Raw genomic sequence first — 24297 nt, 5'->3', positions numbered from 1 at the left:
CGTTCATGGCGGCGCCCGCCCGCGTCACGCGATGGCCCGGGAGACCTCCCGCACCTGCCGGGTCGCGCGGTCGACCTGCGCGACGGCCCCGGCGATCGCGCCGACGCCCGCGGCGATCTGCCCGGCGCCCTGGGAGGCGGCCTGCATCGAGCCCGACATCTCGCGCGTCACCACGGCCTGCTCCTCGACCGCGGCGGCGATCGCGCCCGAGACCGCGTCCAGGTCCCGGATCGTCGCCTGGATCGTGCCGATGGCGGCAACGGCCTCGTGGGTGGCGGCGCGCGTCGCGTCGATCCGGGCCCGGATCTCGTCGATGGCCCGGGCCGTCTGGCCGGCCAGCGCCTTCACCTCGGCGGCGACGACGGAGAAGCCGCGGCCCGCCGCGCCCGCCCGGGCCGCCTCGATGGTCGCGTTGAGCGCCAGCAGGTTGGTCTGCTCGGCGATGGACTGGATCAGGCCGACCACCGCGCCGATCCGCTCGGCCTGCCCGCTCAACCCGGCCACGATCGTGCCGGTCCCCTGCGCCTGCGCCACCGCCGCCCGGGAGATCGTGGAGGCGTGCGCGACCTGCTGGCCGATCTCGGCCACGGAGGCGGCGAGCTCTTCCGCTCCCGCCGCCACGGCCTGGATGTCGCCCGAGACCCGCTCGACCGCCCTGGCCGCCTGGCCGCTCCGGTCGGTGACGTCGCTCACCGCGTCGCCGATGACCGCGAGGTCGCCGGCGATCATGCGGCCCGCCTCGGCCCGGCGTTGCCGGTCGCGCACCTGCGCGGTGACGTCGGTGGCGAACTTCACCACGCGCAGGACCCGTCCCCGCGCGTCGAGGATCGGGTTGTAGGTTCCCTGGATCCAGACCTCGCGCCCGTCCTTGCCGAGGCGCCTGTACTCCGCCGCCTGGAACTCGCCGGCCTGCAGGGACGGCCAGAACGCCCGATAGGCCTCCGTGTCCCGCTCGGCGGGATCGACGAACAGGGAGTGGTGACGGCCGCGGATCTCGTGGAGCCGGTAGCCGAGGGCGTCGAGGAAGTTCTCGTTGGCCTCCTCGATCGTGCCGTCGGGCGTGAAGGTGACCACCGCCTGCGAGCGGTCGAGGGCGGTCAGCCGTCCCTCGGCATCGAGGCCGCGCCGCTTGGCGTCGGTGATGTCGGCCGCGACCGTGACGATCCGGACGATGCGCCCGTCGCGCCCGGGCACGGGATTGTAGCTCGCCCAGAGCCAGACCTCGCGGCCGCCCTTCGCGAGCCGCAGGCCCTCGCCCTCGCGCGGCGTGCCGCGCACAAGGTCGTCCCAGAAGGCCCGGCCGGCATCGCCGTCCCGCTCGGCGACGGGCAGGAGCATGCGGTGATGCCGGCCCTGCAGGTCGGAGGACGCGTAGCCCATCATGGCGAGGAAGGTCTCGTTCGCCGACAGGATGGTTCCGTCCGGGCCGAAGGTGATCATGGCGTGCGATCGATCGAGCGCGCGCAGCGTGGAACGCGCCATGAAGCCGTCGAACTTGAACATCATACCATCTCCCATCCTCATCGATCGGCGCAGAAGGCTCTGGGACCTTGGCACGAGAGGACGAGACACAGAAATCGGCTCGAATGTTATCGAATTGATTGAAGATTCATCGTCGCAAAGATGACAGCGCCATGCGCGATCGTGATACGCCCATGAGCGTTCACCGCTTCGGCATCACCGGGCCTGCCGACGCGTCTCGGTCGGCGTGCAGCCGAAGCGCCGGCGGTAGCGCTGCGCGAAGTCGCTCATGTGCACGAAGCCCCAGCGGCGCGCCACGTCGGCGACCGATCGGTCCGCGTTGTCCGGGGAGGCGAGATCCGCGTGGACCCGCTGCATGCGCCGCTCGACGATGAAGCCCAGGGGCGTCGTGCCCAGCTCGCGCTTGAAGGCCTGCTGGAGCGTGCGCACGCCGACGCCCGCGGCGGCCGCGACGTCGACGAGCCTCAGGGCCTCGCCGAGATGCGCATCGATGTAGTCCATCGCCGCGCGCAGGCCCGGCGAGGAGACCGCCGCACGGTCACGCCTGGGCGCGCCCGGACGGCGCGGCCAGCAGGAGAGGAGCTGGTAGCTGACGATCTCCTCGAACAGGGGGAAGAACAGGTCCTGCGCCGGGTCGACCTGCCGCAGGCGCCGATGGAGCCGCTGGAAGCACGACAGGAACGCGCGCATCGGCAGCGTCTCGACCGGCGTGACCGGCTCGAATTCGGGACAGGACCCGTCGTCCGCGTCGTCGAGCGCCCGGTGGCTGGCCAGCAGGGCGGCCCGGGTGATCGTTCCGCTGATCGCGGCGAAACGGGCCGAGGCCTCCTCGCTGCGCATGTCCTCGAAGGCCACGAACATCGCGTAACCCGGATGGCCGAGATGCTCGCCGGTCCGGTTGCGGCGCATCATCCAGCCGCGGGTCACGAAGCGGATCGTGAACAGGTCCGCCTCGAGTTTCGGCACGGTCAGGAAGCCCGTGGTGGACTGCGTGAGCCAGAGGCTCATCGTCCGGCTCTGGCCGCCCTCGACCGACAGATGCGGACCGGTCCTGCGCAGTGCATGGAAATCGACCGCGATGCCGCCATGCTCGTTCAGCAGATCGAAGGCCCGCTCGCTGTGGAGTTGATGGGAGAAGAAGGATTGCGGACGCCAGGGAATGGACCTACTTCCCGTTTCCGACATTCGGAGACATCCAGTCATACGATTTCCGGCTGATCGCTTCGCGATGCGGAAATCGGCTTCGCTCAGGCGTGTGAAGCGAAGCTTCACCGTCGCGGGCTCGTGACACGAAATCCGGAAGTGCTCTTCCGGATTTCGTGTCAGCGGACGACGACTTGAGCCGTGAGGCAACAGCAGAAGGCGACCTGCGTCAAGGGATCGGGCAGGGCCGGACTGAGTGCCCGGCGGGCTCCCCCCTCGATGCCGGGTGCCGGTCCTGCATCGACGACCGGGCCGGACCGCGGCGCGAGGGTCGATCGTCGACGGTGAGCGGCCTGGAAGGATGTCGGTCCACGCCCCCTGTCCCCGGCCGGACCGACGGCCTGTGGATGACGGTGGACGGGACTCGCGCGAAAACCACCGTTGAGCTTTCATTTACGCAGGCCCGTCAGGGTCCTCGACAAGTGCAGCGTAACCCTGTTGCAGTCTCGAGCGCCCGCCTCTCCAGCCCTTTCGGCGGGGGCGGCGCTCGGGGCGGCACGGGGATCCGAGGGGTCGATGGCGGGATCTTCGAAGAGCGGTTCTCCGCGTCCGGAGACGGAGCGGGGGGCCCTCCGGCCTGTGCCGGTCGTCAAGTGGGCCGCGGTGGCGGGGATCGCGCTCGCGGCGGCCAATTGCGCCGGGCCGACGCCCAAGAACCTGGCGGTGCGCAGCGGCGGCCGCGAGATCGATCCGAAATACGGGGTCGCCGCGAGCCCGCGCCTCTACGGCGAGAACGACAAGATCCCCAAGGGCGGCGGCCGGCAGATGACCGGCAAGCCCTACGTCGTCGGCGGCCGCACCTACGTGCCGCGCCAGGATGCCCGCGGCTACGTGCGCGAAGGCCTGGCCTCCTGGTACGGCACCGCCTTTCACGGCCGCCAGACCGCCAACGGCGAGATCTTCGACCGATTCTCGGTCGCGGCGGCGCATCCGACCCTGCCGCTGCCGAGCTACGCCCGGGTCACCAACCTCCAGAACGGCCACTCGATGGTGGTGCGGGTCAACGACCGCGGGCCCTACCACGCCGACCGGCTGATGGACGTGTCCCAGGCGGTGGCCGAGGCCCTCGATTTCCGCCGCCGCGGCACCACCAAGGTCCGGGTCGAGTATGTCGGCAAGGCCTCTGTCGGCGGCAGCGACGACCGCAAGCTGATGGCCACCTTGCGCACCGACGGGACGCCGGCCGGCTCGCCCTTCGGCGCCAACATCATGGTGGCGGATGCGGGCGACGACGCAAAGCCGTTCGCGTTCCGCCAGCCCGAGCCGGAGCCGGTGCGGCCGATCGTCGAGAAGCCGCGGGTCGTCGCGCCCGTGCAGGTCGCCGAGGCCGAGCCGGAGATCCGCCGGCCGGTGCGCCAGCCTGCGCCGGTCCGGGTGGCCGAGGCGCCGGCCAGGGCTCTTGCGGCGCCGGTCAAACCCCATGCGGCCCCCGCCGCGGCGCCCCTGCGCATGGCCGCCATCGAAGGCCTGAATCCCGGCCTCGCCGCGCCCCGTGCCGCCAAGCCCGCCGCCGCGGCGCAGGCCCCCGCCACCCTGTCCCGCCGGCCGGCCCCGCCGAGCCAGGTCCTGGGCTATGCGGGCCATCCGGCTCCGGACCGCGCCTCGCTCGCCCAGGCGATGCACGCCGCCGCTGCGCCGACGACCAAGGGCAGGCCTGCACAGACGACCGTCATCGCGAAGAGCGGCCCGCTGCCGATCGCACCGCCTTTGCGCCTCGCCGGCGCCCAGAAGGGCGACAGGGAGGACGCCAAGTCGACCGGCCACAAGCCCGGCGCACCGCCGCGGTCGAAGGTGGCGGGCATGTATTGAGGGCCGGGGCGGCCTTCGGCCGTGGGATGGCGGAGGTCACCGGTATCCCACCCACAGCCTCATCCTGAGATGTCAGTCCATCCTTGATGGACTAACCTCGAAGGAGGGCTCCAGGGATCTCGGAGACTTCCGGATCTCTCCTTCGAGGTCGGTCGATCGTCAATCGACCGACACCTCGGGATGAGGTCGTGGGTGGGATGGATCGATGGAGATGGTCGGACGGCTCGATTTTGCCAGTCTCGGCGACGTCGCGACATCACATGGTCGTCTCACCGGAGTCCACATCCGAAACGGTTCCCCATCCCGCACTGCGGCACAGGCGCGGTTGCGCGTGCCCGAGCGGAACGGCACAGTGCGGCAAATGTCCCGGTCGGCGGATGGCCCGATCGGCCTGGGTTTCGAGCGGTAGCGGCAAGGCGGCAGGTTCATGCGTGTGACAGCGACCACCGGAGCGGGCAGGGCGCTTACGCGCCGTGCCGCCGCCTTGGCCCTGGCGGCCCTCCTTGGGGCCTCGCTGGCGGTCTCCGACGCGCGGGCGCAAGCCACCCAGACTCCCGCCTTCCAGACGCTGGCGCCGCACGCGATCCTGATCGACGCCGATACCGGTGCGGTCCTGTTCGAGAAGGGCGCCGACGAGCCGTTCTCGCCCGCCAGCATGGCCAAGCTGATGACCGTCGAGGTGCTGTTCGACGAGATGCGCAAGGGCAAGCTCGGCCCCGACACCGAGTTCACCATCAGCGAGAATGCCTGGCGCCGCGGCGGCGCAGGCGGCGGCGGATCGTCGATGTTCGCCCAGCTCAACAGCAAGGTGAAGCTGCCCGACCTCCTGCGCGGCATCATCGTGCAATCCGGCAACGACGCGGCGATCGCCGCGGCCGAGGGCGTCGCCGGTACCGAGGACAACTTCGCCCAGATCATGAACCGGCACGCGGGTGAGATCGGGCTCGAGCGCTCGACCTTCCGCAACGCCACCGGCTACTCGGCGCCGGACCAGAAGGTGACGGCCCGCGACCTTGCGAAGCTCGCCATCCACCTGATCGAGACCTATCCGGAAAACTACAAGCTCTTTGCCGAGCGCGAATTCACCTGGAACAAGATCCGCCAGCAGAACCGCAACCCGCTGCTCACCCTCGACATCGGCGCCGACGGGCTGAAGACCGGCTACCTCGAGGAATCCGGCTACGGCCTGACCGGCTCGGCGGTGCAGAACGGCCAGCGCCTGGTCCTGGTGGTGAGCGGCCTCAAGACCGCCCGCGACCGCGCCGCGGAATCGCGCAAGCTGATCGAGTGGGGTTTTCGCGCGTTCGAGGCGCGCCAGGTCTTCAATGCGGGCGAGACCGTGGCGGAGGCCGAGACCTTCGGGGGCGAGAAGGGCCGGGTGCCCCTCGTGACGAAGAAGCCGGTGCGGCTGATGCTGCCGCGGGGCAACGGCGACCGGCTGGTGGCGCGGGCCACCTACCAGGGCCCGCTGACCGCCCCGGTGGAGGCAGGCCGCGAGGTCGGCCGGCTCAAGGTCACCCGCGGCGATCAGGTGGTGCTCGACATGCCGCTCTACACTGCCGAATCGGTGCCCGCCGGCACCATGACCCAGCGCGCCCTCGACGCGGCGCTCGAGGTCGGGACCGGCTGGTTCCGCCAGGCCCTCAGCCGGATCACCAGCAAGTCGTGAGCGACGCGCCGATCGCGACCGGACATCCCGGCTGCTTCATCACCTTCGAGGGCGGCGAGGGCGCCGGCAAGTCGACCCAGATCGCGACGCTCGCGGCCTGGCTGCGCACCGGCGCGGAAGCCCCCCGCGAAGTGGTGACCACCCGCGAGCCCGGCGGCTCGCCCCGGGCCGAGCGGATCCGCGCAGCGGTGCTGTCGGGCGTCGCCAAGCCCTACGGCCCCTTCGCCGAGGCGCTGATGTTCGCCGCAGCCCGCCTCGACCACCTCGCGACCCTGATCCGCCCGAGCCTCGCCCGCGGCGCGATCGTGCTGTGCGACCGCTTCAGCGATTCGACGCGGGCCTATCAGGGCGCCGCCGGCGGGGTCGAGGCCGAGACGCTCGCCGCCCTGGAGCGGGTAGTGGTGGGGGCGACCCGGCCCGACCTGACCCTGATCCTCGATCTGCCGCCCGAGACCGGCCTGGCCCGGGCGCGCCAGCGCGACCGCGCCGCGGCGAGCGGGCCCGACCGGTTCGAGGCCGAGACCTTGGGGTTTCACCAGCGCCTGCGGGCGGCCTTCCTCGCCATCGCGGCGGCCGAGCCGGCGCGTTGCGCGGTCATCGACGCGCAAAGGACGCCCGACGCCGTCGCGCAGGCGATCCGCGCGGCGGTCGCTTCGCGGCTGCCCCACCTCGTCCGGGGAACCTCCGATGCCGCCTGAGAAGGGTGACGACGAGCTCGAACCGGGCGAGATCCCGGGCGTGCCGCGCCCGCGCGAGCAGACCGATCTCCTCGGCCAGGAGGCGGCCGAGCGGGCCTTCCGCGAGGCGATCGGCGCCGGGCGGCTGCACCATGCCTGGCTCATCGGCGGGCCGAAGGGCATCGGCAAGGCGACGCTCGCCTTCCGGGTCGCCCGCCACCTGCTCGCCCGCGGCGACGGCGCGGGCGTGCCCGACAGCCTGGCGCTGCCGCCCGGCCACACGGTGGCGCGCCAGGTCGCCGGCCTGTCGCACCCCAACCTCGTCCTGTTGCGCCGCCAGAAGGCGCCGGGAGCCAAGACCGTGCCGACCCAGATCGGCGTCGATGCGGCGCGGCGCGCCCTCCACCTCTTCTCGGCGACCTCGGCGGATGCCGGCTACCGGATCTGCATCGTCGATTGCGCCGACGAACTGAACCTCGCCAGCGCCAACGCGCTCCTGAAGGTGATCGAGGAGCCGCCGCCGCGCTCGCTGTTCCTGATCGTCAGCCACGCCCCCGGCCGGCTGCTTCCCACCATCCGCTCGCGCTGCCGCCGCCTCGCCCTCAAGCCGCTGCCGACCGGGGAGGTGGCCCGGGTGCTCCGCAGCCTCGGGCCCGCGCAGGCCGGCAAGCTGCCGCAGGCCGTCATGTCGCCGGAGCTGATCGAGCGGGCGGCGTCCTTGAGCGAGGGCTCGGTCGCCCGCGCCATCGACCTCCTCGATCCCGACACGATCGGGGTGGTCGACGAGGTCGAGGCGCTCCTGGACCAGGGCGACCGGCCGGATTGGCGCCGGGCCCTGAAGCTCGCCGAGCGACTCGCCGGCCGCGACGCCGACGGGCTCTACGCCACCGCCCTCGACACGGTGCAGCGGCGGCTCGCCGCCGAGATCGCGCACCGCCAGGGCGAGCCGCCGTCCCGCCTCGCGGCGCTCGCCGACGCCGCCGAGCGCGCCGCCAAGGCCGCCCGGGAGGCGCAGGTCTACAACCTCGACCGGCGGCCGGTGGTGCTGTCGCTGTTCGGCGCCTGACGCCAGATGCGCCTTTTCCCGCTCTCCGACCTGCATCTCGAGCGCCGGCCGCTGGCAGCGGTCACGGCCCCGACCCACCCCTTCGACGTGATGGTCTGCGCCGGCGACGTCTGGGAGGGCGAGCCGGAACGAGGCCTCGCCGCGCTGCTGCAGCTCTCCGGCGAGCGGCCGATCGTTCTGGTGCCGGGCAACCACGAGCGTTACGCCCCCGCCGGCGATCCCCGCACCGCCCCCGAGCTGCTGGCGGCGCTCCGGGCCGGGGTGGAGGCGATCAACCGGGAGGCCTCCCGCGAGCGGGTGGTGCTGCTCGAAGGCGGCGAGACCCGCATCATCGACGGCGTGCGCTTCGTCGGCGCCACCCTGTGGAGCGATTGGCGGCTCGCCGGGCGCTGGCTCAGCCCCGATACCCCCGACCGGCCCGCCGACCCGGTCGCCTATGCCGCCGCCCGCATGACCGATCCGGCGACCGGCTCGCGGGAGTACCGGGCGATCCGCCAGGGCGACGGCACGCCCTGGACGCCGCAAGCCGCGATGGACGCCCATACGGCCGACAAGGCCGCCATGATGGCCGCGCTCGCCCGGCCGCATCCGGGCCCGACCGTCGCGGTCACCCACCACCCGCCGATCGCGGAGGCCGCCGACCGGTTTCGCGATGCCCCCGGCGTGCCCTGGTGGGTGCCGGCCTTCTACGCCACCACGCTGCTCGCCGACCTGGCCGATGCCGACCGGCCGGCCCTCTGGGTCTCCGGCCACTTCCACGCCGCCCACGACCTCGCGCTTCACGGCACGCGCTGCCTCGCCAACCCCGTCGAAGGCCGCACCTTCGCGCCTGAGCGCGTGGTGGAGGTTCCGGCCTGAGACCGGGGTCCGGATCGGACTTTTGGGACGGGTTGGAGTCGCGCCGCCGCGCTCCATCATGACCGGTCTCGGTGAAGGAGGCGGGTCATGAACGGCTTTCTGGCGGTGGTGCTGATCTGCGCCCAGGCGATCCCGGTGCAGGATTGCGAGGAGGCGAACGCCACCGACGTGTTCAAGACCCGGGTCGCGAGCGAGATCGGCTGCGCCACCGGCTGGCAGGAGATCATCGCCCGATCGCAGGTCCGCGACGGCATCGGGCAGACCGCCTACCTGAAGACGCAGTGCCGGCGGGTGAAGACGGGCGGCTGAGTTACGCCGGATCGCCCTTACGCCAATGGGACTCAGCATTTCGTCGTATAGATCAATGGTTGCAGGCAGGGCGAGACTGCCACCATCCATGATTTTACCGTTACGTTGCTATGCCATCCAGCCTAGAGCGCGGGAGGGACCTCTGCGTCGTTAGATGACCGTCAACGGGTACGCTATCATCTTGCGCTTCAGAGGTCGTCAGCGCCATCGGGCACGACCCGGATTTGGTGCCAGGAAGCGTGCGATGACGGACGGACGGACTGCGTGCATCGTCGGCTTCCTGTCCTTCCTGCTGGCGGCGGGCACGATCCACCTCACGAGCGACGGCCGCGACATCGCCACCGTGTGGCCGGCCAACGCCGTCGTCCTCGCCGCCCTGCTCGACCGCCGCCCCGCGGCGTGGGCGGGCCCGCTCGGCGCCGGCTACCTGGCCGGCGTGGCGGCGAACGCGGTGACGCGCGGCTTCGGTGCGGGCCCGCTGCTCTTCGGCGCGTGCAACCTCCTCGAGGTCTACGTCGCGGCGAGCCTGCTCCGGCCCGCGCTCGAGGGTAGGCGCAAGGATCAGGCCAAGGATCAGGCAAGCTCGGGCGACGACCTCCTGGCGGCGCCCGCCGTCGTCGGCCGCTTCATCGTGGTCTGCGGCCTGGTCGCCCCGGTGCTCAGCGGGCTCGGGGGCGCGGCCATCGCCCGGCTGCTGTTCGGGCAGGACCTGAGGGCGGCGTTCGTCACCTGGGTCCTGAGCGACGGGCTCGGCCTCCTGATCTTCACCCCGTTCTTCTTCGCCCTCCTGCGCGGCGACTACCGGCGGTGCTTCGCGAGCAAGGACTGGCGGGAGCGCGCGGAGGCGGTCGGGCTCCAGGCCCTGACCGCGGCCGCCGCCTACGGGGTGTTCTTCGTCGCCGCGCGGCCGCTGCTGTTCGCGCTGTTCGGCCCCGTGATGCTGGTGACGTTCCGGGTCGGGCGGCTCGGCACCAAGGCCGCCGTCACGGTCGTCGCGGTGATCGGCACGATCGCGACCCTGCGCGGCCAGGGGCCGATCGCCACCATCACGCCGGATTCCCACGAGCAGGCCGCCCTGTTCCAGGGCTTCCTCGCCATCCTCCTGCTCACCTGCCTGCCGGTGGCGGCGGCGCTCGCCGCCCGGGGCGCGCGCTTCGCCTCCCTGTCGCGGCGCGCCGAGGCCCTGCGGGTGCGGGAGGCCGAGCTCGCCCGCCTCGCCGCCACCGACCCCCTGACCGGGACCCTCAACCGCGCAGGCTTCCGCGACGCGGCCGAGGCGGCGATGCGGGACGGGAGCCGCGCGCCTTCGGGCCTGATCGCCCTCGACCTCGACGTCTTCAAGGAGGTCAACGACCGGCACGGCCACGGGGCGGGGGACCGGGCGCTCGTCCACCTGGTCTCGGTGCTGCGCGCCAGCCTGCGCGAATCCGACACGATCGGGCGCGTCGGCGGCGACGAGTTCCTGGTCCTGCTTCCGGGGACGGACCTCGACCAGGCGGGCCTCGTCGCGGCACGCCTGCGGGAGGCCTTGCGCCGCGCGCCGCTGACCCTCGACGACGGCACGACCCTGCTGCTGTCGATGTCCTGCGGCACCGCGCTGCATGCGCCGGGACTGCGCTTCGAGGACGTCGTGCACGCCGCCGACATGGCGCTCTACCGCGCCAAGCGCACCGGGCGGCCTACCTCGGCAAGAACGGCGTGAGTCGTCTCTACCGGTCGTGCTTGATGTAGGCGAAGCGCGGGTCCGTGGGCGTGCCCTCCAGCGCGCCGCCCTCCAGCCCCGGCTGCCAGCCGACCACCTCCTCGATCTTCTTCGCCAAAGCAAAATCCTTCTCGGTCAGGCCCTTGGCCGAGTGGGTGGTGAGCCGCACCTCGACCCAGGCATAGGAGGCGGTGAGGTCCGGGTGGTGCCAGGCGGCCTCGGCGAGGTGCCCGACGGTGTTGATCACCATCAGCGTGCCCTTCCAGCTGTTCGTCCGGTAGGTGCGGCTGATCCAGCCGTCGGCCTCTTTCCAGGCCGGCAGGTCGGCGAGGCGCGCGGCAATCACGTCGGGGCTGAGGACTTCGTCCCTCGGCATGGCGTCCATCTCCCTGAACAACCCGCCCGACGATAGTACAAGTGACCGCGGGACCGGGCCCGCCCAGGGTGCGGCCTCGCATCCCCGCGCGCAAGCGGTGGACGATCCCGGCCGCGCCGCCTACCTCTGGGCGGCGGCCGGCGACACGGCCGGATACAAGGCCGGGCAACAGGGAGGGGCGCCCATGCTCTCACGGCGCGGATTGATGGCGGCGGCCGGGCTGTGGCCGCTCGCACTCCGTGCGGCCGGGGCGCAGCCGGCCCCCCCGCAGGCCACGCCCCTCAAGGTCGGCCTCCTGCCCTTCGGCACCGTCTCGTGGGAGGCGGCGGTGATCAAGGCGGAGGGGATCGACGCGGCCGAGGGCCTGAGCCTCGAGGGCGTGCGTCTGGCCGGGAGCGACGCCGCCCGCATCGCCTTCCAGGGCGGCCAGGTCGATACCATCGTCTCCGACCTGCTCTGGGCCGCGCGCCTGCGGGCGGAGGGGCGGGCGGTGAAGTTCCTGCCCTATTCCTCCACCGAGGGCGCCCTGATGGTGCCGGGGGGAAGTTCCCTGACGACGGTCGCCGGCCTCGCCGGCAAGCGCATCGGCGTGGCGGGGGGCCCGCTCGACAAGAACTGGCTGCTCCTGCGGGCCCGCGCCCGCGAGAAGGATGGGCTCGACCTGGAGCGCGCGGCGCAACCGGTCTTCGGCGCGCCGCCGCTGCTGATGCGCAAGCTCGAATCGGGCGAGCTCGACGCCGCGCTCCTGTACTGGACCTTCTGCGCGCGGCTCGAGGCGCGGGGTTTCCGCCGCCTGATCGGCGCCGACGGCATCGCCGAGGCCTTCGGGGTGACGGGCCCGATCGCGCTCCTCGGCTACGTCTTCGACGAGGCGCTGCTGCAGCGCGAGCCCCGCACGATCGCGGGCTTCGCCCGGGCCTCGGCCAGGGCCAAGCAGGCGCTCGCCGCCAATGAGGCGGCCTGGGCGGCCGTGCGCCCGCTGATGGCGGCGGAGGACGAGGCGACCTACGCCACGCTCAAGCACGCCTTCCTGGAGGGCATCCCGCGCCGGCCGGCCGCCGCCGAGCGCCAGGACGCCGAGCGGCTCTACGCGGTGTTGGCGCGGCTCGGCGGCGAGCGCCTGGTCGGGGCGGCCACGACCCTGCCGGAGGGGCTGTACTGGGATGGCGGGCCGAATGGCTGAGCGGCCCATTTCCTGATGGCCTTCCTCGCCCGTCTCGGATCCCTCGTCCTGCTGCTGGCCGGCTGGTGGCTCCTGAGCCGCACCACCGATCCCCGCACCCTGCCGTCGCCGGAGGCGGTGGCGGGTTTCGTGGTGCGGGAGGCGGCCTCCGGCGACCTTCTGCGCAACATCGGCATCACGCTGTGGCGGGTCGCGGCCTCGTTCTGCCTCGCCATGGCGACGGGGGCGGTGCTCGGCATCGCGCTCGGCCGCTCACGAACCGCCGACAGGCTCCTCGACACGCCGCTCCTCGTGCTGCTCAACACCCCGGCGCTCGTCATCACGGTGCTGGCTTATATCTGGCTCGGCCTGACCGAGACCGCGGCGATCCTGGCGGTGGCGCTGAACAAGATGCCGAACGTCGCGGTGATCCTGCGCGAGGGCGCCCGCGGCCTCGATCCCGGCCTCGAGGAGATGGCCCAGGCCTTCCGCTACGACCGCCGCACCTGGATCCGCCACGTGCTCCTGCCCCAGCTCGTGCCCTTCGCGGTGGCGGCGGCCCGCTCCGGCGTGTCGCTCGCCTGGAAGATCGTGCTGGTGGTCGAGCTGCTCGGCCGGCCGAACGGCGTCGGCTACGCCATCTCGTACTATTTCCAGCTCTTCGACGTCGCGGCGCTGATCGGCTACAGCCTCGTGTTCAGCGCCGTGATGCTGGCGGTCGACGCCCTGCTGCTCCAGCCCCTGGACGCCCATGCCCGCCGCTGGCGATAAGATGTCCGCCGCTGGCGATAGAATGCCCGCCACCGACGCGCTCCTCGCCCTGACAATCCGCCGCAAGGTCTACCGCCCGGCCGGTGCCGAGCCGGTCGAGGCGGTGCGCGACCTCGCCGTCACGATCGGGCCCGGCGAGACCCTGTGCCTGATCGGCCCGTCGGGGGCGGGCAAGACCACCACCTTGCGCATCCTGCTCGGCCTCGACCGCGACTTCGAGGGCAGCCTCGTCACGCGCCCCGACTTGCGCATCGGCATGGTGTTCCAGGAACCGCGGCTCCTGCCCTGGCGCAGTGTCGAGGAGAACGTGCGCCTGTCCCTGCCGCGGTCCGAGCGCGGGCAGCCCCTCGACGCCTTGTTCGAGGAACTGGGCCTCGGCCCCTGGCGCGGGCGCTATCCCCGGGCGCTGTCGCTCGGCATGGCCCGGCGGGTCGCGCTCGCTCGCGCCCTCGCCTTGGCGCCCGGTCTCCTCGTCCTCGACGAGCCCTTCGTCTCCCTCGACGACGCGGCGGCGGCCTCGTTGCGCGCGGCGGTGTTCGGCAGCGCAGGCTCGCGCGGCGCGGCGGTGCTGATGGTGACCCACAACGTGCCGGAGGCGCTCGCCGTGGCCGACCGGCTGCTGCTGCTCTCCGGCCGGCCGGCGAGCCTGGCGGCGGAGGTGCCGATCCGGATGCCCAAGGCCGAGCGCGGCCGCGACTGGATGGAGGCGATACGGCGGGACCTCTCGGCAAAGTATCCCGGAACGGTCGCGGAGGGATGACCGTGCGAAGAGCCCGGCCTTGAGAGGCAGGGCGAATCGATTATCTTCATCTTGCGCAGTCCCTCGAAGCCGCCATGCCCGCACCCGCCCTCAATCGTTTCGCCGCCGAGGATCGGGCGCTCGTCAGCCCGGCGGAACTCGACGTGGTGACATTGAAGACTCCCGCCACGAGCGATGACGGGGAGACGGTGCCGGCTGGCGCGACGGGAACGATCGTCGCGGTCTACGGCGATGCGGTGGCGTTCGGGGTCGAGTTCGAAACTCCCATCCACGCGCTCGCGACGGTCTATCCGCATCAGATCGGCTCGGTCCGGCGGGCCGGGTAGGTGTTCCCCGGCCCCTGCGAGCCGCTGGACTTCGTCATCCCCTTTCCGAAGCTCACCCATTATCTCCTGCACGGGGAAGGGGCGGCTCCGGCGAAGGCGAAGTTCTTCATAAAGCACGGTTTCCATCGGAATGCACCGATTGAACTGGCGCACGCCCTGTGGCGACACGCCAAGCCGGAGCATTCCAGGCCGGCGCGAGTCGTACCCCTGGGGCTGAACCTCGTCTTCGAGGGCCCGATCTCGACGCCGCGTGGAATCAGGCCCTCCATCCTGTCGGTCTGGCACGTCCCTGCCGACAATCCACGGCACATCGCCAGATTCGTGACCGCGTCCCCGTCCTGAATGGATGCAGCCGGCAGGCCCGCCGGCCCGGGACCGTCACGCCGTGAAGCGGGCAGGGGTTGCGCCGGAAACGCTCCTCGCCGGCCCACCCGGCTGCTACAGCACCGGCAAAGCCATAAGCGATTCGAGGACGCGCCCGTGCCGACCCCTGCGATGCCCGCCGACGGGCTCGATTCCGCCGCCGCCTGGCGCCGCCTCGTCGTCGCCGTGCTGCTCTCCACCATCGGCGGCGTCGGCATGTGGTCGGTGGTGGTGGTGCTGCCCGCGGTGCAGGCGGAATTCGGCGCCGCCCGGGGGGCCGCCGCCTTGCCCTACACCCTCACGATGGTCGGCTTCGCCTTCGGCGGCGTGCTGATGGGGCGGCTCGCCGACCGGTTCGGCATCCTGGCGCCGCTGGTGCTCGGCGGGGTGTGCCTGTTCCTCGGCTACGGCGCCACCGCGCTCTCGACGAGCCTGTGGCAGTTCGCGCTCGCGCACGGGATCCTGATCGGGCTCTTGGGCTCGTCGGCCGCCTTCGGGCCGCTGATGGCCGACATCTCGCTGTGGTTCGCGCGCCGGCGCGGCATCGCGGTCTCGATCTGCGCCGCGGGCAACTACCTCGCCGGCACGATCTGGCCGCCGCTCGTCCAGCACGCGGTGTCGGCCCATGGCTGGCGCGCCACGCAAGCCGGCATCGGCCTGTTCTGCCTCGCCACCATGCTGCCGCTCGCCCTGCTGCTGCGCCGGCGTCCGCCGGTGGCGAGCGTCGAACGGGGCAGGATCGCGGGGGCGGGCGGCACGCTCGGCCTGCCGCCCTCCGTCCTCCAGGGCCTGCTGGTGGTGGCGGGGCTGGCCTGCTGCGTCGCCATGTCGATGCCGCAGGTCCACATCGTCGCCTATTGCGGCGATCTCGGCTACGGCGTCGCCCGGGGCGCCGAGATGCTGTCCCTGATGCTCGGATTCGGCATCGTCAGCCGGGTCGCCTCCGGCTTCCTCGCCGACCGGATCGGTGGCTTGCCGACGCTGCTGGTCGGCTCGGTGCTCCAGGGCGTGGCGCTGCTGCTCTACCTCGCCTTCGACGGGCTGACCTCGCTCTACGTGATCTCGGCCCTGTTCGGCCTGTTCCAGGGCGGCATCGTGCCGGCCTACGCGATCATCGTGCGCGAGCTGTTTCCGGCGAGCGAGGCCGGGGGCCGGGTCGGGGTGGTCCTGATGGCGACCCTGTTCGGCATGGCGCTCGGCGGCTGGCTCTCGGGCGTGATCTTCGATCTCAGCGGCTCCTACGCGGCGGCCTTCGCCAACGGGATCGGCTGGAACCTGCTCAACGTCGCCATCTCGCTCTGGCTGGTGCAGCGCCGGGCGGGGCAGGGGCGGCAGGCGCTCGCCTGACGCCAGGGGCGGCCCCAGTCGAGGCCCGGTTCGACTGGGCGACACTGCGGCAGGAACCCGCCGGGATTTCGGCCGTTCGAAGTCCATTGCAGTTCCACCACGATCCGGCATCAATCAAGCGATGCGGTCACTCCAGCCAATCAGCGCCGTGGTGCGAAATGTCACCGCGGCGTCGCATGCCCGTGTTTACCGTTTTCGCAACCGACACGCTTCGATCACGCAACTCTTCGAGCCCTGGCGACTTATCCATGGCAAGAGAGACAGCGGCCCCGGAGCGACGTCGCCGGACGTGCCGCACGGCCTTCAACCGATGGGATCACCGATCATGCGTGCGCGTTCCTGCGCCCGACTGCCCTTGCTCACCCTTCTGGCCGCCGTTGTCACGGCCGGCGCCCCGCTCTCTGCGAGCGCCGCGCCCGCGGTCGACAAGGCGCCGAAGGCCGCATCGGGCACCACCCGCGACGTCGCCGCGACATCGAGCGTCGCCACGCCCGCCACGGAGGCCGACGACGCCCAGTGCTCGACCTCGCGCAAGAAGCTGTTCGTCGACGGAGAGGGCTGGATCGTGCGGCGGGTGACGACCTGCCGGTGACCGCACGCGCCTGAACGGTGTTCGGGGCCCGTCTCGGTGAGGCGGGCCTTTTTTCGTGGATGGGCCGTTTCCTTGCCATCGCTGGTCCCGACTTTGCGCGACGGTCCTGAACCCCTCCGAGTCATCCCGGGTTCCGGGCTGCGCCGGGCCCCGGGATGACGTCGAGGACGAGAGCGGCGTTTCCCCCTGCGGGGATGCCCGGAAAACGAGAGGGGCGCCCGCAGCCTTCGCCGCGGGCGCCCCTCTTTAGTCCATCATCCTCGACTTCAGTGCGCGGCGGTGTCCCGCTCGTCGAAGATGTCCCGGTCCTTGGTCTCGGGCACCAGCAGCAGGCCAAGCACGAAGGTCATCAGCGCGATGACGATTGGGTACCAGAGGCCGTAATAGATGTCGCCGGTCTGGGCCACCATGGCGAAGGCGGTGGCGGGGAGCAGGCCGCCGAACCAGCCGTTGCCGATATGGTAGGGCAGGGACATCGAGGTGTAGCGGATCCGGGTCGGGAACAGTTCGACCAGGGCCGCGGCGATCGGGCCGTAGACCATCGTGACGAAGAGCACGAGGACGAACAGCAGCCCGATCACGCCGGCCACCTGCGGCCGGAAGATGTCGAACGGGTTCGCCATCTTGACGACCTGCGCGTCGCCCGCCTTCGGGTAGCCCGCCGCCTGGAGCGCGCCCGCCGCCGCCTTGTTGAACTCCGCCGCCGGAGCGCCCGCCGCGAACGGGACCTCGGTACCGTTGATCCGCACGACCGTCGGCTGGCCGGCCGGGGCGGCCTCGGTGGAGTAGCGCACCGAGGACTTGGCGAGGTAGTCGCGGGCCAGATCGCAGGGCGCCGAGAACACCCGTGTGCCGACGGGGTTGAACAGGCTGCCGCACTGGGCCGGATCGGCGACGACCGTGACCTTGACGTTTTCGATCGCCTTCTCGAGGGCGGGGTTGGCCAGCGTGGTGATCTGCTTGAACACCGGGAAGAAGCTGAGCGCCGCGATCAGGCAGCCGGCCAGGATGATCGGCTTGCGGCCGATCTTGTCCGAGAGCCAGCCGAACACCACGAAGAAGCCGGTGCCGAGCAGCAGCGCCCAGGCGATCAGGAGGTTGGCGGTGTAGCCGTCGACCTTCAGGATCGATTGCAGGAAGAACAGGGCGTAGAACTGGCCGGTGTACCAGACCACGCCCTGGCCGGCGACGAGGCCGAGCAGCGCGATCAGCGCGATCTTGGCGTTGCGCCACTGGCCGAAGGCCTCGGTCAGCGGGGCCTTGGAGGTCTTGCCCTCGTCCTTCATGCGCTGGAAGGCGGGCGATTCGCTGAGCTGGAGACGGATCCAGAGCGAGATGCCGAGCAGCAGCACCGAGACCAGGAACGGGATGCGCCAGCCCCATTCGGCGAAGGCGGCCTCGCCGGTGAAGGAGCGCACCGCCAGGATCACGATCAGCGACAGGAACAGGCCGAGCGTCGCCGTAGTCTGGATCCAGCTGGTATAGAAGCCGCGCCGTCCCTGCGGGGCGTGCTCGGCGACGTAGGTCGCCGCCCCGCCATACTCGCCGCCGAGCGCCAGCCCTTGCGCGAGGCGCAGCACGATCAGGATGATCGGCGCCGCGATGCCGATCTGCGCGGCATTGGGCAGGATGCCGACGATGAAGGTCGACAGGCCCATGATCAGGATGGTGACGAGGAAGGTGTATTTGCGCCCGACGATGTCGCCGACGCGCCCGAACACCAGGGCGCCGAACGGCCGCACCAGGAAGCCCGCCGCGAAGGCGAGCAGCGCGAAGATGTCCCGGGTCGCCGGCGGGTAGGACGAGAAGAATTGCGCGCCGATGATGCCGGCGAGCGAGCCGTAGAGGTAGAAGTCGTACCACTCGAACACGGTGCCGAGGGAGGAGGCCAGGATGACCTTCTTCTCCTCCCGCGTCATCGGGCGCGCGGCATCGCCGCTTTGCCCGAGGGCGGCTGAGCTTGCCATGGGGTGTTCCTCCTGTGAGGGCGTTTCCGTAAGGGACGGCACGCGTCGCCCGCGCGAATCTTCGCCGCGTCGAGGTCGTCGCGTTTCAGGTGAACCGGGTGGCGGCGCCTTTTGCGCCGGGCGGGGGGATGGGAACCGCCCGCTCGCGCGTGATCCGCCGCCGACACGAATCGTTAAGCCAGCCGTGCGTCGCGGCCCATCCGACAATTCGTCGTGAGACTTAGGTCGTGAGACTTCCGTCGGGGGCCCGAACCGCGATCGGCTCGCCTCCAAGAGGCGTGGTTGCACGATGACGGGTTGCATGACGCGGGGCGCAGACGGAAGGCGGGCATTGCCAAACGGGCCTCATGCCCGATGGTGTCCGGCGTTCCGGCGCATCGCCTTCTCGGATTTCGCGATTCGTCCCCCCACGGGCAAGGCCCTGCACGACCTCTCGTGAACGGATCGGGGCCTTGTGCCGGAGGCCGCGAGCGGCGCTCCGCAGGGTCGAGCCGTGACCTGGAGCCAAAAGACCCGTCGGCTCGACGGCAGGCGGCTCCGCTCGCGCCCCGAAGCAATCCTTCGAAGGGTGCAATTTCACGATCCAGCAGAATTCTGTATCGCCGAATATCGCGGCACTTACGGCGACGGACCGCGACGCGTGGTGCCATCATGAATCTGCTCGCGAGCTTCGCACCCTTCTTCGCCTTCGCGATCCTCATCCATCTCGATCACGTCGCGGCGGCCTTGTGGGCGGGAGCGGCCGTCGCCGCCGCCCTCCTCCTGCGGGACCGCCTGGTCCGCCATCGATCCTTCAAGATCCTGGAGGTCGGCACGCTCGTCCTGTTCGCCGGCCTGGCGGTCTACACGCGGGTCACGGGGCAATCATGGACGATCCCGGCGGTGCGCCTCGTCGTCGATGCGGGTCTGCTCCTCATCGTGCTCGCGTCGCTGGCGATCGGGCAGCCGTTCACGCTCCAGTATGCGCGGGAGACGACGCCGCCGGAGGTCTGGGGTACCGCGCCATTCCGGCAGGTCAACCGCACCATCACCCTCGTCTGGGCGGCCGCGTTCGCGGTGCTCGTCCTGGCCGATGCGGCGATGGTCTCCGTGCCGGAGATCCCCCGGCGCATCGACATCCTCGCGACGGTGCTCGCGCTGGTGGGTGCTTACAAGTTCACGGTCCGCGCGACAGCGCAGGCCACGCAATGACCGCCGCCGCCCCGGCGGCTATCCGCATGATCGATCCGGTCGGGTTGCAGACCCCGGCCCCCGGGCATCCGCACTCTGCCACGGCTGGCGCAGCTCCCCCGTGGGAACGAGGATGGCACCCCGGCATTGATCCTCGAGCCAGTGCCGGGAGCCGGGAAGACACATCATGCGTCGCGACCTGATCGTCCTCACCCTCGCCGCCACCCTGGTGGGCGCCGGCGCCGAGGCGCAGCCGCTGCGCGGCCCCGGGGGCCCGAGCGCGCGTCCTCATTTCGCGCCCGTGCAAGGCGGCCGCGCCGCGATCTACGACGTCCGCGGGCGGCACGGCCGGGGCGGTGCTTTTCATGGACGGCGCTTCGCCGCCTATGGCGGCACCACCTTCGCCGCGCCCCTCGGCGTCTACGGTGCGAACGGCGTGCTGGAGCCCGGCCTCGTCGCCGAGCCGTACTTCAAGCTGCCGCGGCCGAGCGAACTCGTTCCCTCCGCCTGGGGCGAGGGCACCTACGGCATCCCGACCGTCGCCGGCATCCCGCCCCAGCCGAAGGCCGATCCGGTCCTCTACGTCATCAACGGCGGCGAGCGCCAGGTCGGCGGCGCCCGGGTGATCTCCGTCCAGGCGCCGCGGCGGTAGGAAACCGGCCGCGGCGGTAGGAAACCGGCCGCGGCGGTAGCGGACCCGTCGTGCCGGTTACGGGCATACCGCGGCGGTAGGATGCAAGAACCGGTATAGCGGCCGCGGGCGCTCGCCTGTGCGGCCGCGATTTGTTATGGCGGACGGGTGATGCCGACCCAAGCCCCCGCGCCGCCGCCGCAGAGCCGGATTCCCGCTCGCACCAGGCGTCCGCGCCCTCGCACGAGCCGATGAGGCTGCGCGCCGACATGTCCGATCCGGCCGAGGCCGCCTTGCCGGCCCCGGACGAGGCTGCCGCCCTGCGGCGGGAGGTCGAGACCTTGCGCCGGGCCTTGGCCGAGCGCGACGCCTTCCTGGCCGGCGTGGCGCACGAATTGCGCAACCCGATGACCCCGATCCTCGGCCAGGTCGAGCGGCTGCTGGCGACCTCGGAGCGCGAGGCGCCGGAGGGGCGGGTGGCGCAGGGGCTGGCGCAGCTGCGCTGGCTCGTCGAGCGCTACGTCCGCCGGGCGACGACCCTCCTCGACGTGTCCCGGGTCCAGGCCGGGCAGCTGGCGCTGCTCGCCGCCCCCGTGCCGCTGGCCGAGGTGGCGGCGGAGGTGATGGCGTCCTTGAGCCCGATGGCGGCCCATGCCGGCAGCGCGGTCACGGTCTCGGTGCCGGACGACCTGGTGCTGTCCTGCGAGCGCCTCGCCCTCGACCAGATCCTCGACAACCTGGTCACCAACGCGATCAAGTACGGCGACGGCAGCGCGATCACGGTCTCAGGTCTGCGGGACGGCGCCGTGGCGCGGATCCGGGTGAGCGACCGCGGCATCGGCATCCGGCAAGCCGACCAGGCCCGGATCTTCGAGCGCTTCGAGCGGGCGGTGGGCGATCCCAGCCTGGCGCCGGCCGGCTTCGGGGTCGGCCTGTGGCTGGTGCGCCGCCTCGCCGAGGCGATGGGCGGCGGCGTCTCGCTCGACAGTCGCCCTGGCGAAGGCGCGACCTTCACGGTAACGCTTCCCCTCCACGCGTAGGCGATCCACGATCGCGAACAGCCGAGAGCCGGCGAGAGAGTACGACATGACGGGGGCGGAACCCAGCATGGGACAGGCCGGTGCCTACGGGGAACTCGAGCGGGTTCCGACCGGAATCGCCGGGCTCGACGACATCCTCGGCGGCGGGCTGTTTCGCGGCGGCGTCTACATCGTCCAGGGCACGCCGGGCTCAGGCAAGACCATCTTCGGCAACCAGGCCTGCTATACGCATGCAGGCGCCTCGCCTGCCGGCTCGCATGCGGGCGCCTCGCCGGAGCACCGGGCGCTCTACGTCACGCTGCTCGCCGAGAGCCATTCGCGGATGCTCGGCCACATCGCGCCGCTCGGCTTCTTCCGGGCCGGCCTGATCCCCGACCGGATCACGTACCTGAGCGCCTTCCGCACCCTCCAGGACGAGGGGCTGGCCGGCCTCCTGACCCTGCTGCGCCGGGAGATCGCGATCCGCGAGGCGAGCCTCCTCGTCCTCGACGGCCTGGTGGCGGCGGAGGAGAGCGCCGCCTCGACCCTCGAGTTCAAGACCTTCATCCACGAATTGCAGACCCAGGCCGCCGCCACCGGCGCCACCGCGCTCCTCCTCACCAGCGCCTCGGCCGGGGCCGACATGGTGGCGGCCGAGCACACGATGGTGGACGGGCTCATCGCCCTGTCGAGCCGGTTCAGCGGCTGGCGGGCGGAGCGCGAACTGGAGGTGCGCAAGTTCCGCGGCAGCGGCTTCCTGCGCGGGCGCCACAGCGTCCGCATCACCGATGACGGGATCCGGGTGTTTCCGCGCATCGAGGCGCGGTTGCGGCTGCCGAGCCGGCGCGACCACGTCGAGGGAGCCCCCCTCACCACCGGGTCGCCCTCCCTCGACGCGATGCTGGGCGGCGGCCTGCCGCACCATTCCACCACCCTCGTCGGCGGCCCCTCCGGTATCGGCAAGACCACGCTCGGCCTGCAGTTCCTCGGCGCCGATCCGGGGGCGCCGGGGCTGCTCTGCGGCTTCTACGAGAGCGAGGCCGCGATCCTCGCCAAGGCGCGGGCCCTCGACCTGCCGGTGGCCGGCCTGATCGGGGACGGCCGGGTCGGGGTGATGTGGCAGCCCGCCACCGAGGGGCTGATCGACGAGATCTGCACCGATCTGCTGGGGACGATCCGGAACCGGGGGGTCCGGCGCGTGTTCATCGACGGTCTGGACGCGATGTGTCGGATCGCCGGAGATCAGGACCGCATCGTCCGCATCTTCGCCGCCCTCACGGCGGAGTTCAGGGCGCTGGGCGTGACGGCGATGTACACCCGAGAGACCGACCTGCGCGGCACCTTCCTGGATGCTCCCTCCGGCGCTCCCTCCCTGCGGCAGACCTCCAGCGTCGCCGAGAACGTGGTGCTGATGCGCTCCTGTGTCCTGCGCTCCGGCGTCCACCGCCTGGTCGCCGTCGCCAAGGCCCGGGACGCCCGGATCGATCCCCGGTTGCGGATCTTCGACATCCGCCCCGGCGGCCTGGCAATCGACGACGGCCCCGAGCGGGCCGAGGCGATCCTGGCCGACCGCGACGCATCGAGCCACGGCGGGGAGTAGGCCCGTGGCGACGGTGCTCATCGTGGACGACGAGTTCGGCATCGCCGAATTGCTGGATGCCGTCCTTTCCGACGACGGTCATACGGTGGTCACCGCCGCCAATGGACGACAGGGCCTCGCCCGCGTCGCCGCAGCCCGGCCCGACCTGATCTTCCTCGACTTCATGATGCCGGTGATGGACGGGCCGGCGATGCTGGCGGCCTTGCGCGACGATCCGCAGACGCGGGGGATCCCGGTCGTGCTGATGAGCTCGATGCCGGAAGCCACCGTGCGCGAGCGCGCGTCGGGCCACGCCGTCTGCCTGCGCAAGCCGTTCCGGATCCGCCAGGTCCACGACCTCGTGGCGGCCTTGCTGCCGGGACCCTCCAAAGATAGTTGACTCAGTCAATCATGTCGGCGACCCTGCCGCCCTGGACGGGAGGCGGATCGATGATGCGCGAGGGTGAGGTCGAGGCGGCGATGGTCGCGGATATGCGGGCCTTCGGCCGGTTCTACACGAGGCAGATCGGCCTCCTGGAGGAGGGGCTGCACCGCAGCGCCTTCTCGCTCACCGAGGCGCGGGTGCTCTACGAGCTCGCCCACCGCGATGGCCTGACCGCCTCGGTCCTCGGCCAGGATCTCGGCCTCGATGCCGGCTATCTCAGCCGCCTGCTCAAGCGCTTCGAGGAACAGGGCCTCCTGACCCGCCGGGCCGCCGCCGATGACGGGCGGCGCCAGGTCCTGGCCCTGACGCCGGAGGGACAGGCCGCCTTCGCGCCGCTGAACGAGGCCTCGCGGGCGGAGGTCGAGGCGCTGCTGGCGCGGCTGCCCTGCGCCGACCGGGCGGCCCTCGTCGGCGCCATGGCGCGGGTGCGCCGGCTCCTCGGCGATCCGCCGGAGCGCCCGGCCATCTTGAGAGACCTGCGGCCCGGCGACATCGGCTGGATCGCCCACCGCCAGGGCCTGCTCTACGCCACCGAATACGGCTTCGACCTGACCTTCGAGGCCCTGGTGGCCGAGATCCTGGCGGCGTTCGTGCGCGACTTCGATCCCGCGCGGGCCGGGGCCTGGATCGCCGAGCAAGCGGGAGAGGTGACGGGCAGCGTCTTCCTGGCGCCCGCCTCCGCGGGCGCGGGGCCCGCTTCCGAGACGGTGGGCAAGCTGCGCCTGCTCTACGTCGAGCCCTCCGCCCGCGGCCAGGGCCTCGGCCGGCGCCTCACCGCGGCCTGCATCGCGGGCGCCCGGGAGCGCGGCTACCGGCAGCTCACGTTGTGGACCAACGACGTGCTGGGTGCGGCGAGGCGGATCTACGCCGAGGCGGGCTTCCGGCTGGTGGAGAGCGCGCCGCATCGGTCGTTCGGGCAGGATCTGGTCGGCGAGACCTGGATGCTGGACCTGTAGTACAGTTTCCCGCCCGATCCGCTCCAAGACAAATAAAGCGCCGAATCCCCTCTCCCGT

At 71.7% G+C, this 24297-nt stretch carries 24 protein-coding genes; 20 read left to right on the top strand and 4 right to left on the bottom strand.

The genetic code is table 11. The annotated features are described in order from the left end of the window. Positions 1-24: 24 nt before the first annotated feature. Together AC3AOF_RS23445 and AC3AOF_RS23440 are read right to left on the bottom strand one after the other, a co-directional pair. Complete coding sequence (locus tag AC3AOF_RS23445) at positions 25-1503, bottom strand: methyl-accepting chemotaxis protein (protein WP_488346656.1); 1479 nt, start codon at positions 1501-1503, stop codon at positions 25-27. A gap of 174 nt (positions 1504-1677) precedes the next feature. Then, complete coding sequence (locus tag AC3AOF_RS23440; protein ID WP_236988642.1) at positions 1678-2490, bottom strand: helix-turn-helix transcriptional regulator; 813 nt, start codon at positions 2488-2490, stop codon at positions 1678-1680. Between the two features lie 711 nt (positions 2491-3201). On the opposite strand from AC3AOF_RS23440, the gene AC3AOF_RS23435 reads away from it, so the two are divergent. From AC3AOF_RS23435 to AC3AOF_RS23405, 7 genes are all read left to right on the top strand, one after another. Further along, on the top strand, positions 3202-4494 hold the full coding sequence (locus tag AC3AOF_RS23435) for a septal ring lytic transglycosylase RlpA family protein (protein ID WP_488346655.1): 1293 nt from the start codon (positions 3202-3204) through the stop codon (positions 4492-4494). Between the two features lie 427 nt (positions 4495-4921). Beyond that, positions 4922-6163, top strand: coding sequence for a D-alanyl-D-alanine carboxypeptidase family protein (locus AC3AOF_RS23430; RefSeq protein WP_236988644.1), 1242 nt, complete (start codon positions 4922-4924; stop codon positions 6161-6163). After that, positions 6160-6861: a dTMP kinase gene (gene tmk / locus AC3AOF_RS23425; protein ID WP_236988645.1), complete on the top strand. Its 702-nt coding sequence runs from the start codon at positions 6160-6162 to the stop codon at positions 6859-6861. The genes AC3AOF_RS23430 and tmk overlap by 4 nt, the downstream gene beginning before the upstream one ends. Further along, positions 6851-7906, top strand: coding sequence for a DNA polymerase III subunit delta' (locus AC3AOF_RS23420; protein WP_488346654.1), 1056 nt, complete (start codon positions 6851-6853; stop codon positions 7904-7906). The genes tmk and AC3AOF_RS23420 overlap by 11 nt, the downstream gene beginning before the upstream one ends. A 6-nt stretch (positions 7907-7912) precedes the next feature. After that, on the top strand, positions 7913-8764 hold the full coding sequence (locus AC3AOF_RS23415; protein ID WP_488346653.1) for a metallophosphoesterase: 852 nt from the start codon (positions 7913-7915) through the stop codon (positions 8762-8764). 87 nt (positions 8765-8851) lie between these two features. After that, on the top strand, positions 8852-9073 hold the full coding sequence (locus AC3AOF_RS23410; RefSeq protein WP_236988648.1) for a hypothetical protein: 222 nt from the start codon (positions 8852-8854) through the stop codon (positions 9071-9073). Between the two features lie 244 nt (positions 9074-9317). Continuing rightward, positions 9318-10775 (top strand): GGDEF domain-containing protein, encoded by a 1458-nt coding sequence (locus AC3AOF_RS23405; protein ID WP_236988649.1) that lies wholly within the window; start codon positions 9318-9320, stop codon positions 10773-10775. Between the two features lie 7 nt (positions 10776-10782). Here AC3AOF_RS23405 and AC3AOF_RS23400 read toward each other — a convergent pair whose 3' ends face one another. Further along, positions 10783-11151, bottom strand: a complete 369-nt coding sequence (locus AC3AOF_RS23400; protein ID WP_236988650.1) for a 4a-hydroxytetrahydrobiopterin dehydratase — start codon at positions 11149-11151, stop codon at positions 10783-10785. A gap of 184 nt (positions 11152-11335) precedes the next feature. Between AC3AOF_RS23400 and AC3AOF_RS23395 the strand changes: the two genes are divergently transcribed. The 7 genes from AC3AOF_RS23395 to AC3AOF_RS23365 all read left to right on the top strand — a co-directional run bounded on the left by AC3AOF_RS23395 (position 11336) and on the right by AC3AOF_RS23365 (position 16472). Beyond that, complete coding sequence (locus tag AC3AOF_RS23395; protein ID WP_488349043.1) at positions 11336-12334, top strand: ABC transporter substrate-binding protein; 999 nt, start codon at positions 11336-11338, stop codon at positions 12332-12334. Positions 12335-12349: 15 nt separating this feature from the next. After that, positions 12350-13084 (top strand): ABC transporter permease, encoded by a 735-nt coding sequence (locus AC3AOF_RS23390; protein ID WP_236988651.1) that lies wholly within the window; start codon positions 12350-12352, stop codon positions 13082-13084. Between the two features lies 1 nt (position 13085). Further along, on the top strand, positions 13086-13844 hold the full coding sequence (locus AC3AOF_RS23385) for an ATP-binding cassette domain-containing protein (RefSeq protein ID WP_488346652.1): 759 nt from the start codon (positions 13086-13088) through the stop codon (positions 13842-13844). A gap of 74 nt (positions 13845-13918) precedes the next feature. Next, positions 13919-14170 carry a DUF4926 domain-containing protein gene (locus AC3AOF_RS23380; RefSeq protein ID WP_236988653.1) on the top strand — a complete coding sequence of 84 codons (252 nt, stop codon included), beginning with the start codon at positions 13919-13921 and terminating at the stop codon, positions 14168-14170. Continuing rightward, positions 14171-14512 (top strand): DUF6883 domain-containing protein, encoded by a 342-nt coding sequence (locus tag AC3AOF_RS23375; protein WP_488346651.1) that lies wholly within the window; start codon positions 14171-14173, stop codon positions 14510-14512. It begins immediately after the preceding gene. A 153-nt stretch (positions 14513-14665) separates the two neighbouring features. Continuing rightward, complete coding sequence (locus tag AC3AOF_RS23370; protein WP_488349042.1) at positions 14666-15880, top strand: MFS transporter; 1215 nt, start codon at positions 14666-14668, stop codon at positions 15878-15880. A 325-nt stretch (positions 15881-16205) separates the two neighbouring features. After that, a complete protein-coding gene (locus tag AC3AOF_RS23365; RefSeq protein ID WP_488346650.1) occupies positions 16206-16472 on the top strand; it encodes a hypothetical protein in 267 nt (88 codons plus the stop codon). A 266-nt stretch (positions 16473-16738) separates the two neighbouring features. Here AC3AOF_RS23365 and AC3AOF_RS23360 read toward each other — a convergent pair whose 3' ends face one another. Continuing rightward, the gene (locus AC3AOF_RS23360; protein WP_488349041.1) at positions 16739-18391 is read right to left on the bottom strand and encodes an MFS transporter; all 1653 of its coding nucleotides are present in this window, start codon (positions 18389-18391) and stop codon (positions 16739-16741) included. Positions 18392-19090: 699 nt separating this feature from the next. On the opposite strand from AC3AOF_RS23360, the gene AC3AOF_RS23355 reads away from it, so the two are divergent. From AC3AOF_RS23355 to AC3AOF_RS23330, 6 genes are all read left to right on the top strand, one after another. After that, positions 19091-19630, top strand: coding sequence for a hypothetical protein (locus AC3AOF_RS23355; protein ID WP_236988655.1), 540 nt, complete (start codon positions 19091-19093; stop codon positions 19628-19630). A gap of 166 nt (positions 19631-19796) precedes the next feature. Beyond that, positions 19797-20261 carry a hypothetical protein gene (locus AC3AOF_RS23350; RefSeq protein ID WP_236988656.1) on the top strand — a complete coding sequence of 155 codons (465 nt, stop codon included), beginning with the start codon at positions 19797-19799 and terminating at the stop codon, positions 20259-20261. Between the two features lie 230 nt (positions 20262-20491). Beyond that, positions 20492-21280 (top strand): sensor histidine kinase, encoded by a 789-nt coding sequence (locus tag AC3AOF_RS23345; protein WP_488346649.1) that lies wholly within the window; start codon positions 20492-20494, stop codon positions 21278-21280. A gap of 67 nt (positions 21281-21347) precedes the next feature. Then, positions 21348-22859 carry an RAD55 family ATPase gene (locus AC3AOF_RS23340; protein WP_236988658.1) on the top strand — a complete coding sequence of 504 codons (1512 nt, stop codon included), beginning with the start codon at positions 21348-21350 and terminating at the stop codon, positions 22857-22859. A 4-nt stretch (positions 22860-22863) separates the two neighbouring features. Further along, positions 22864-23238, top strand: coding sequence for a response regulator (locus AC3AOF_RS23335; RefSeq protein WP_488346648.1), 375 nt, complete (start codon positions 22864-22866; stop codon positions 23236-23238). Between the two features lie 50 nt (positions 23239-23288). Beyond that, on the top strand, positions 23289-24239 hold the full coding sequence (locus AC3AOF_RS23330) for a bifunctional helix-turn-helix transcriptional regulator/GNAT family N-acetyltransferase (protein WP_488346647.1): 951 nt from the start codon (positions 23289-23291) through the stop codon (positions 24237-24239). The last annotated feature ends 58 nt before the right edge of the window (positions 24240-24297 follow it).

It is taken from the genome of Methylobacterium sp. 142-1Y (assembly GCF_057747795.1).
Note: the sequence above shows the minus strand (reverse complement) of the source record. Positions and strands in the feature narration are given on the sequence as shown.

Excerpts from the sequence above, each read along its gene's own strand:
- AC3AOF_RS23410 (WP_236988648.1), top strand. The coding sequence starts at position 8,852 with ATGAACGGCTTTCTGGCGGTGGTGCTGATCTGCGCCCAGGCGATCCCG.
- AC3AOF_RS23370 (WP_488349042.1), top strand. The coding sequence starts at position 14,666 with ATGCCCGCCGACGGGCTCGATTCCGCCGCCGCCTGGCGCCGCCTCGTC.
- AC3AOF_RS23330 (WP_488346647.1), top strand. The coding sequence starts at position 23,289 with ATGATGCGCGAGGGTGAGGTCGAGGCGGCGATGGTCGCGGATATGCGG.
- AC3AOF_RS23395 (WP_488349043.1), top strand. The coding sequence starts at position 11,336 with ATGCTCTCACGGCGCGGATTGATGGCGGCGGCCGGGCTGTGGCCGCTC.
- AC3AOF_RS23430 (WP_236988644.1), top strand. The coding sequence starts at position 4,922 with ATGCGTGTGACAGCGACCACCGGAGCGGGCAGGGCGCTTACGCGCCGT.
- AC3AOF_RS23365 (WP_488346650.1), top strand. The coding sequence starts at position 16,206 with ATGCGTGCGCGTTCCTGCGCCCGACTGCCCTTGCTCACCCTTCTGGCC.
- AC3AOF_RS23440 (WP_236988642.1), bottom strand. The coding sequence starts at position 2,490 with ATGAGCCTCTGGCTCACGCAGTCCACCACGGGCTTCCTGACCGTGCCG.
- AC3AOF_RS23350 (WP_236988656.1), top strand. The coding sequence starts at position 19,797 with ATGCGTCGCGACCTGATCGTCCTCACCCTCGCCGCCACCCTGGTGGGC.
- AC3AOF_RS23390 (WP_236988651.1), top strand. The coding sequence starts at position 12,350 with ATGGCCTTCCTCGCCCGTCTCGGATCCCTCGTCCTGCTGCTGGCCGGC.
- AC3AOF_RS23360 (WP_488349041.1), bottom strand. The coding sequence starts at position 18,391 with ATGACGCGGGAGGAGAAGAAGGTCATCCTGGCCTCCTCCCTCGGCACC.
- AC3AOF_RS23445 (WP_488346656.1), bottom strand. The coding sequence starts at position 1,503 with ATGTTCAAGTTCGACGGCTTCATGGCGCGTTCCACGCTGCGCGCGCTC.
- AC3AOF_RS23435 (WP_488346655.1), top strand. The coding sequence starts at position 3,202 with ATGGCGGGATCTTCGAAGAGCGGTTCTCCGCGTCCGGAGACGGAGCGG.
- AC3AOF_RS23340 (WP_236988658.1), top strand. The coding sequence starts at position 21,348 with ATGGGACAGGCCGGTGCCTACGGGGAACTCGAGCGGGTTCCGACCGGA.
- AC3AOF_RS23385 (WP_488346652.1), top strand. The coding sequence starts at position 13,086 with ATGTCCGCCGCTGGCGATAGAATGCCCGCCACCGACGCGCTCCTCGCC.
- AC3AOF_RS23420 (WP_488346654.1), top strand. The coding sequence starts at position 6,851 with ATGCCGCCTGAGAAGGGTGACGACGAGCTCGAACCGGGCGAGATCCCG.
- AC3AOF_RS23345 (WP_488346649.1), top strand. The coding sequence starts at position 20,492 with ATGAGGCTGCGCGCCGACATGTCCGATCCGGCCGAGGCCGCCTTGCCG.
- AC3AOF_RS23405 (WP_236988649.1), top strand. The coding sequence starts at position 9,318 with ATGACGGACGGACGGACTGCGTGCATCGTCGGCTTCCTGTCCTTCCTG.
- AC3AOF_RS23380 (WP_236988653.1), top strand. The coding sequence starts at position 13,919 with ATGCCCGCACCCGCCCTCAATCGTTTCGCCGCCGAGGATCGGGCGCTC.
- AC3AOF_RS23400 (WP_236988650.1), bottom strand. The coding sequence starts at position 11,151 with ATGCCGAGGGACGAAGTCCTCAGCCCCGACGTGATTGCCGCGCGCCTC.
- AC3AOF_RS23355 (WP_236988655.1), top strand. The coding sequence starts at position 19,091 with ATGAATCTGCTCGCGAGCTTCGCACCCTTCTTCGCCTTCGCGATCCTC.
- AC3AOF_RS23415 (WP_488346653.1), top strand. The coding sequence starts at position 7,913 with ATGCGCCTTTTCCCGCTCTCCGACCTGCATCTCGAGCGCCGGCCGCTG.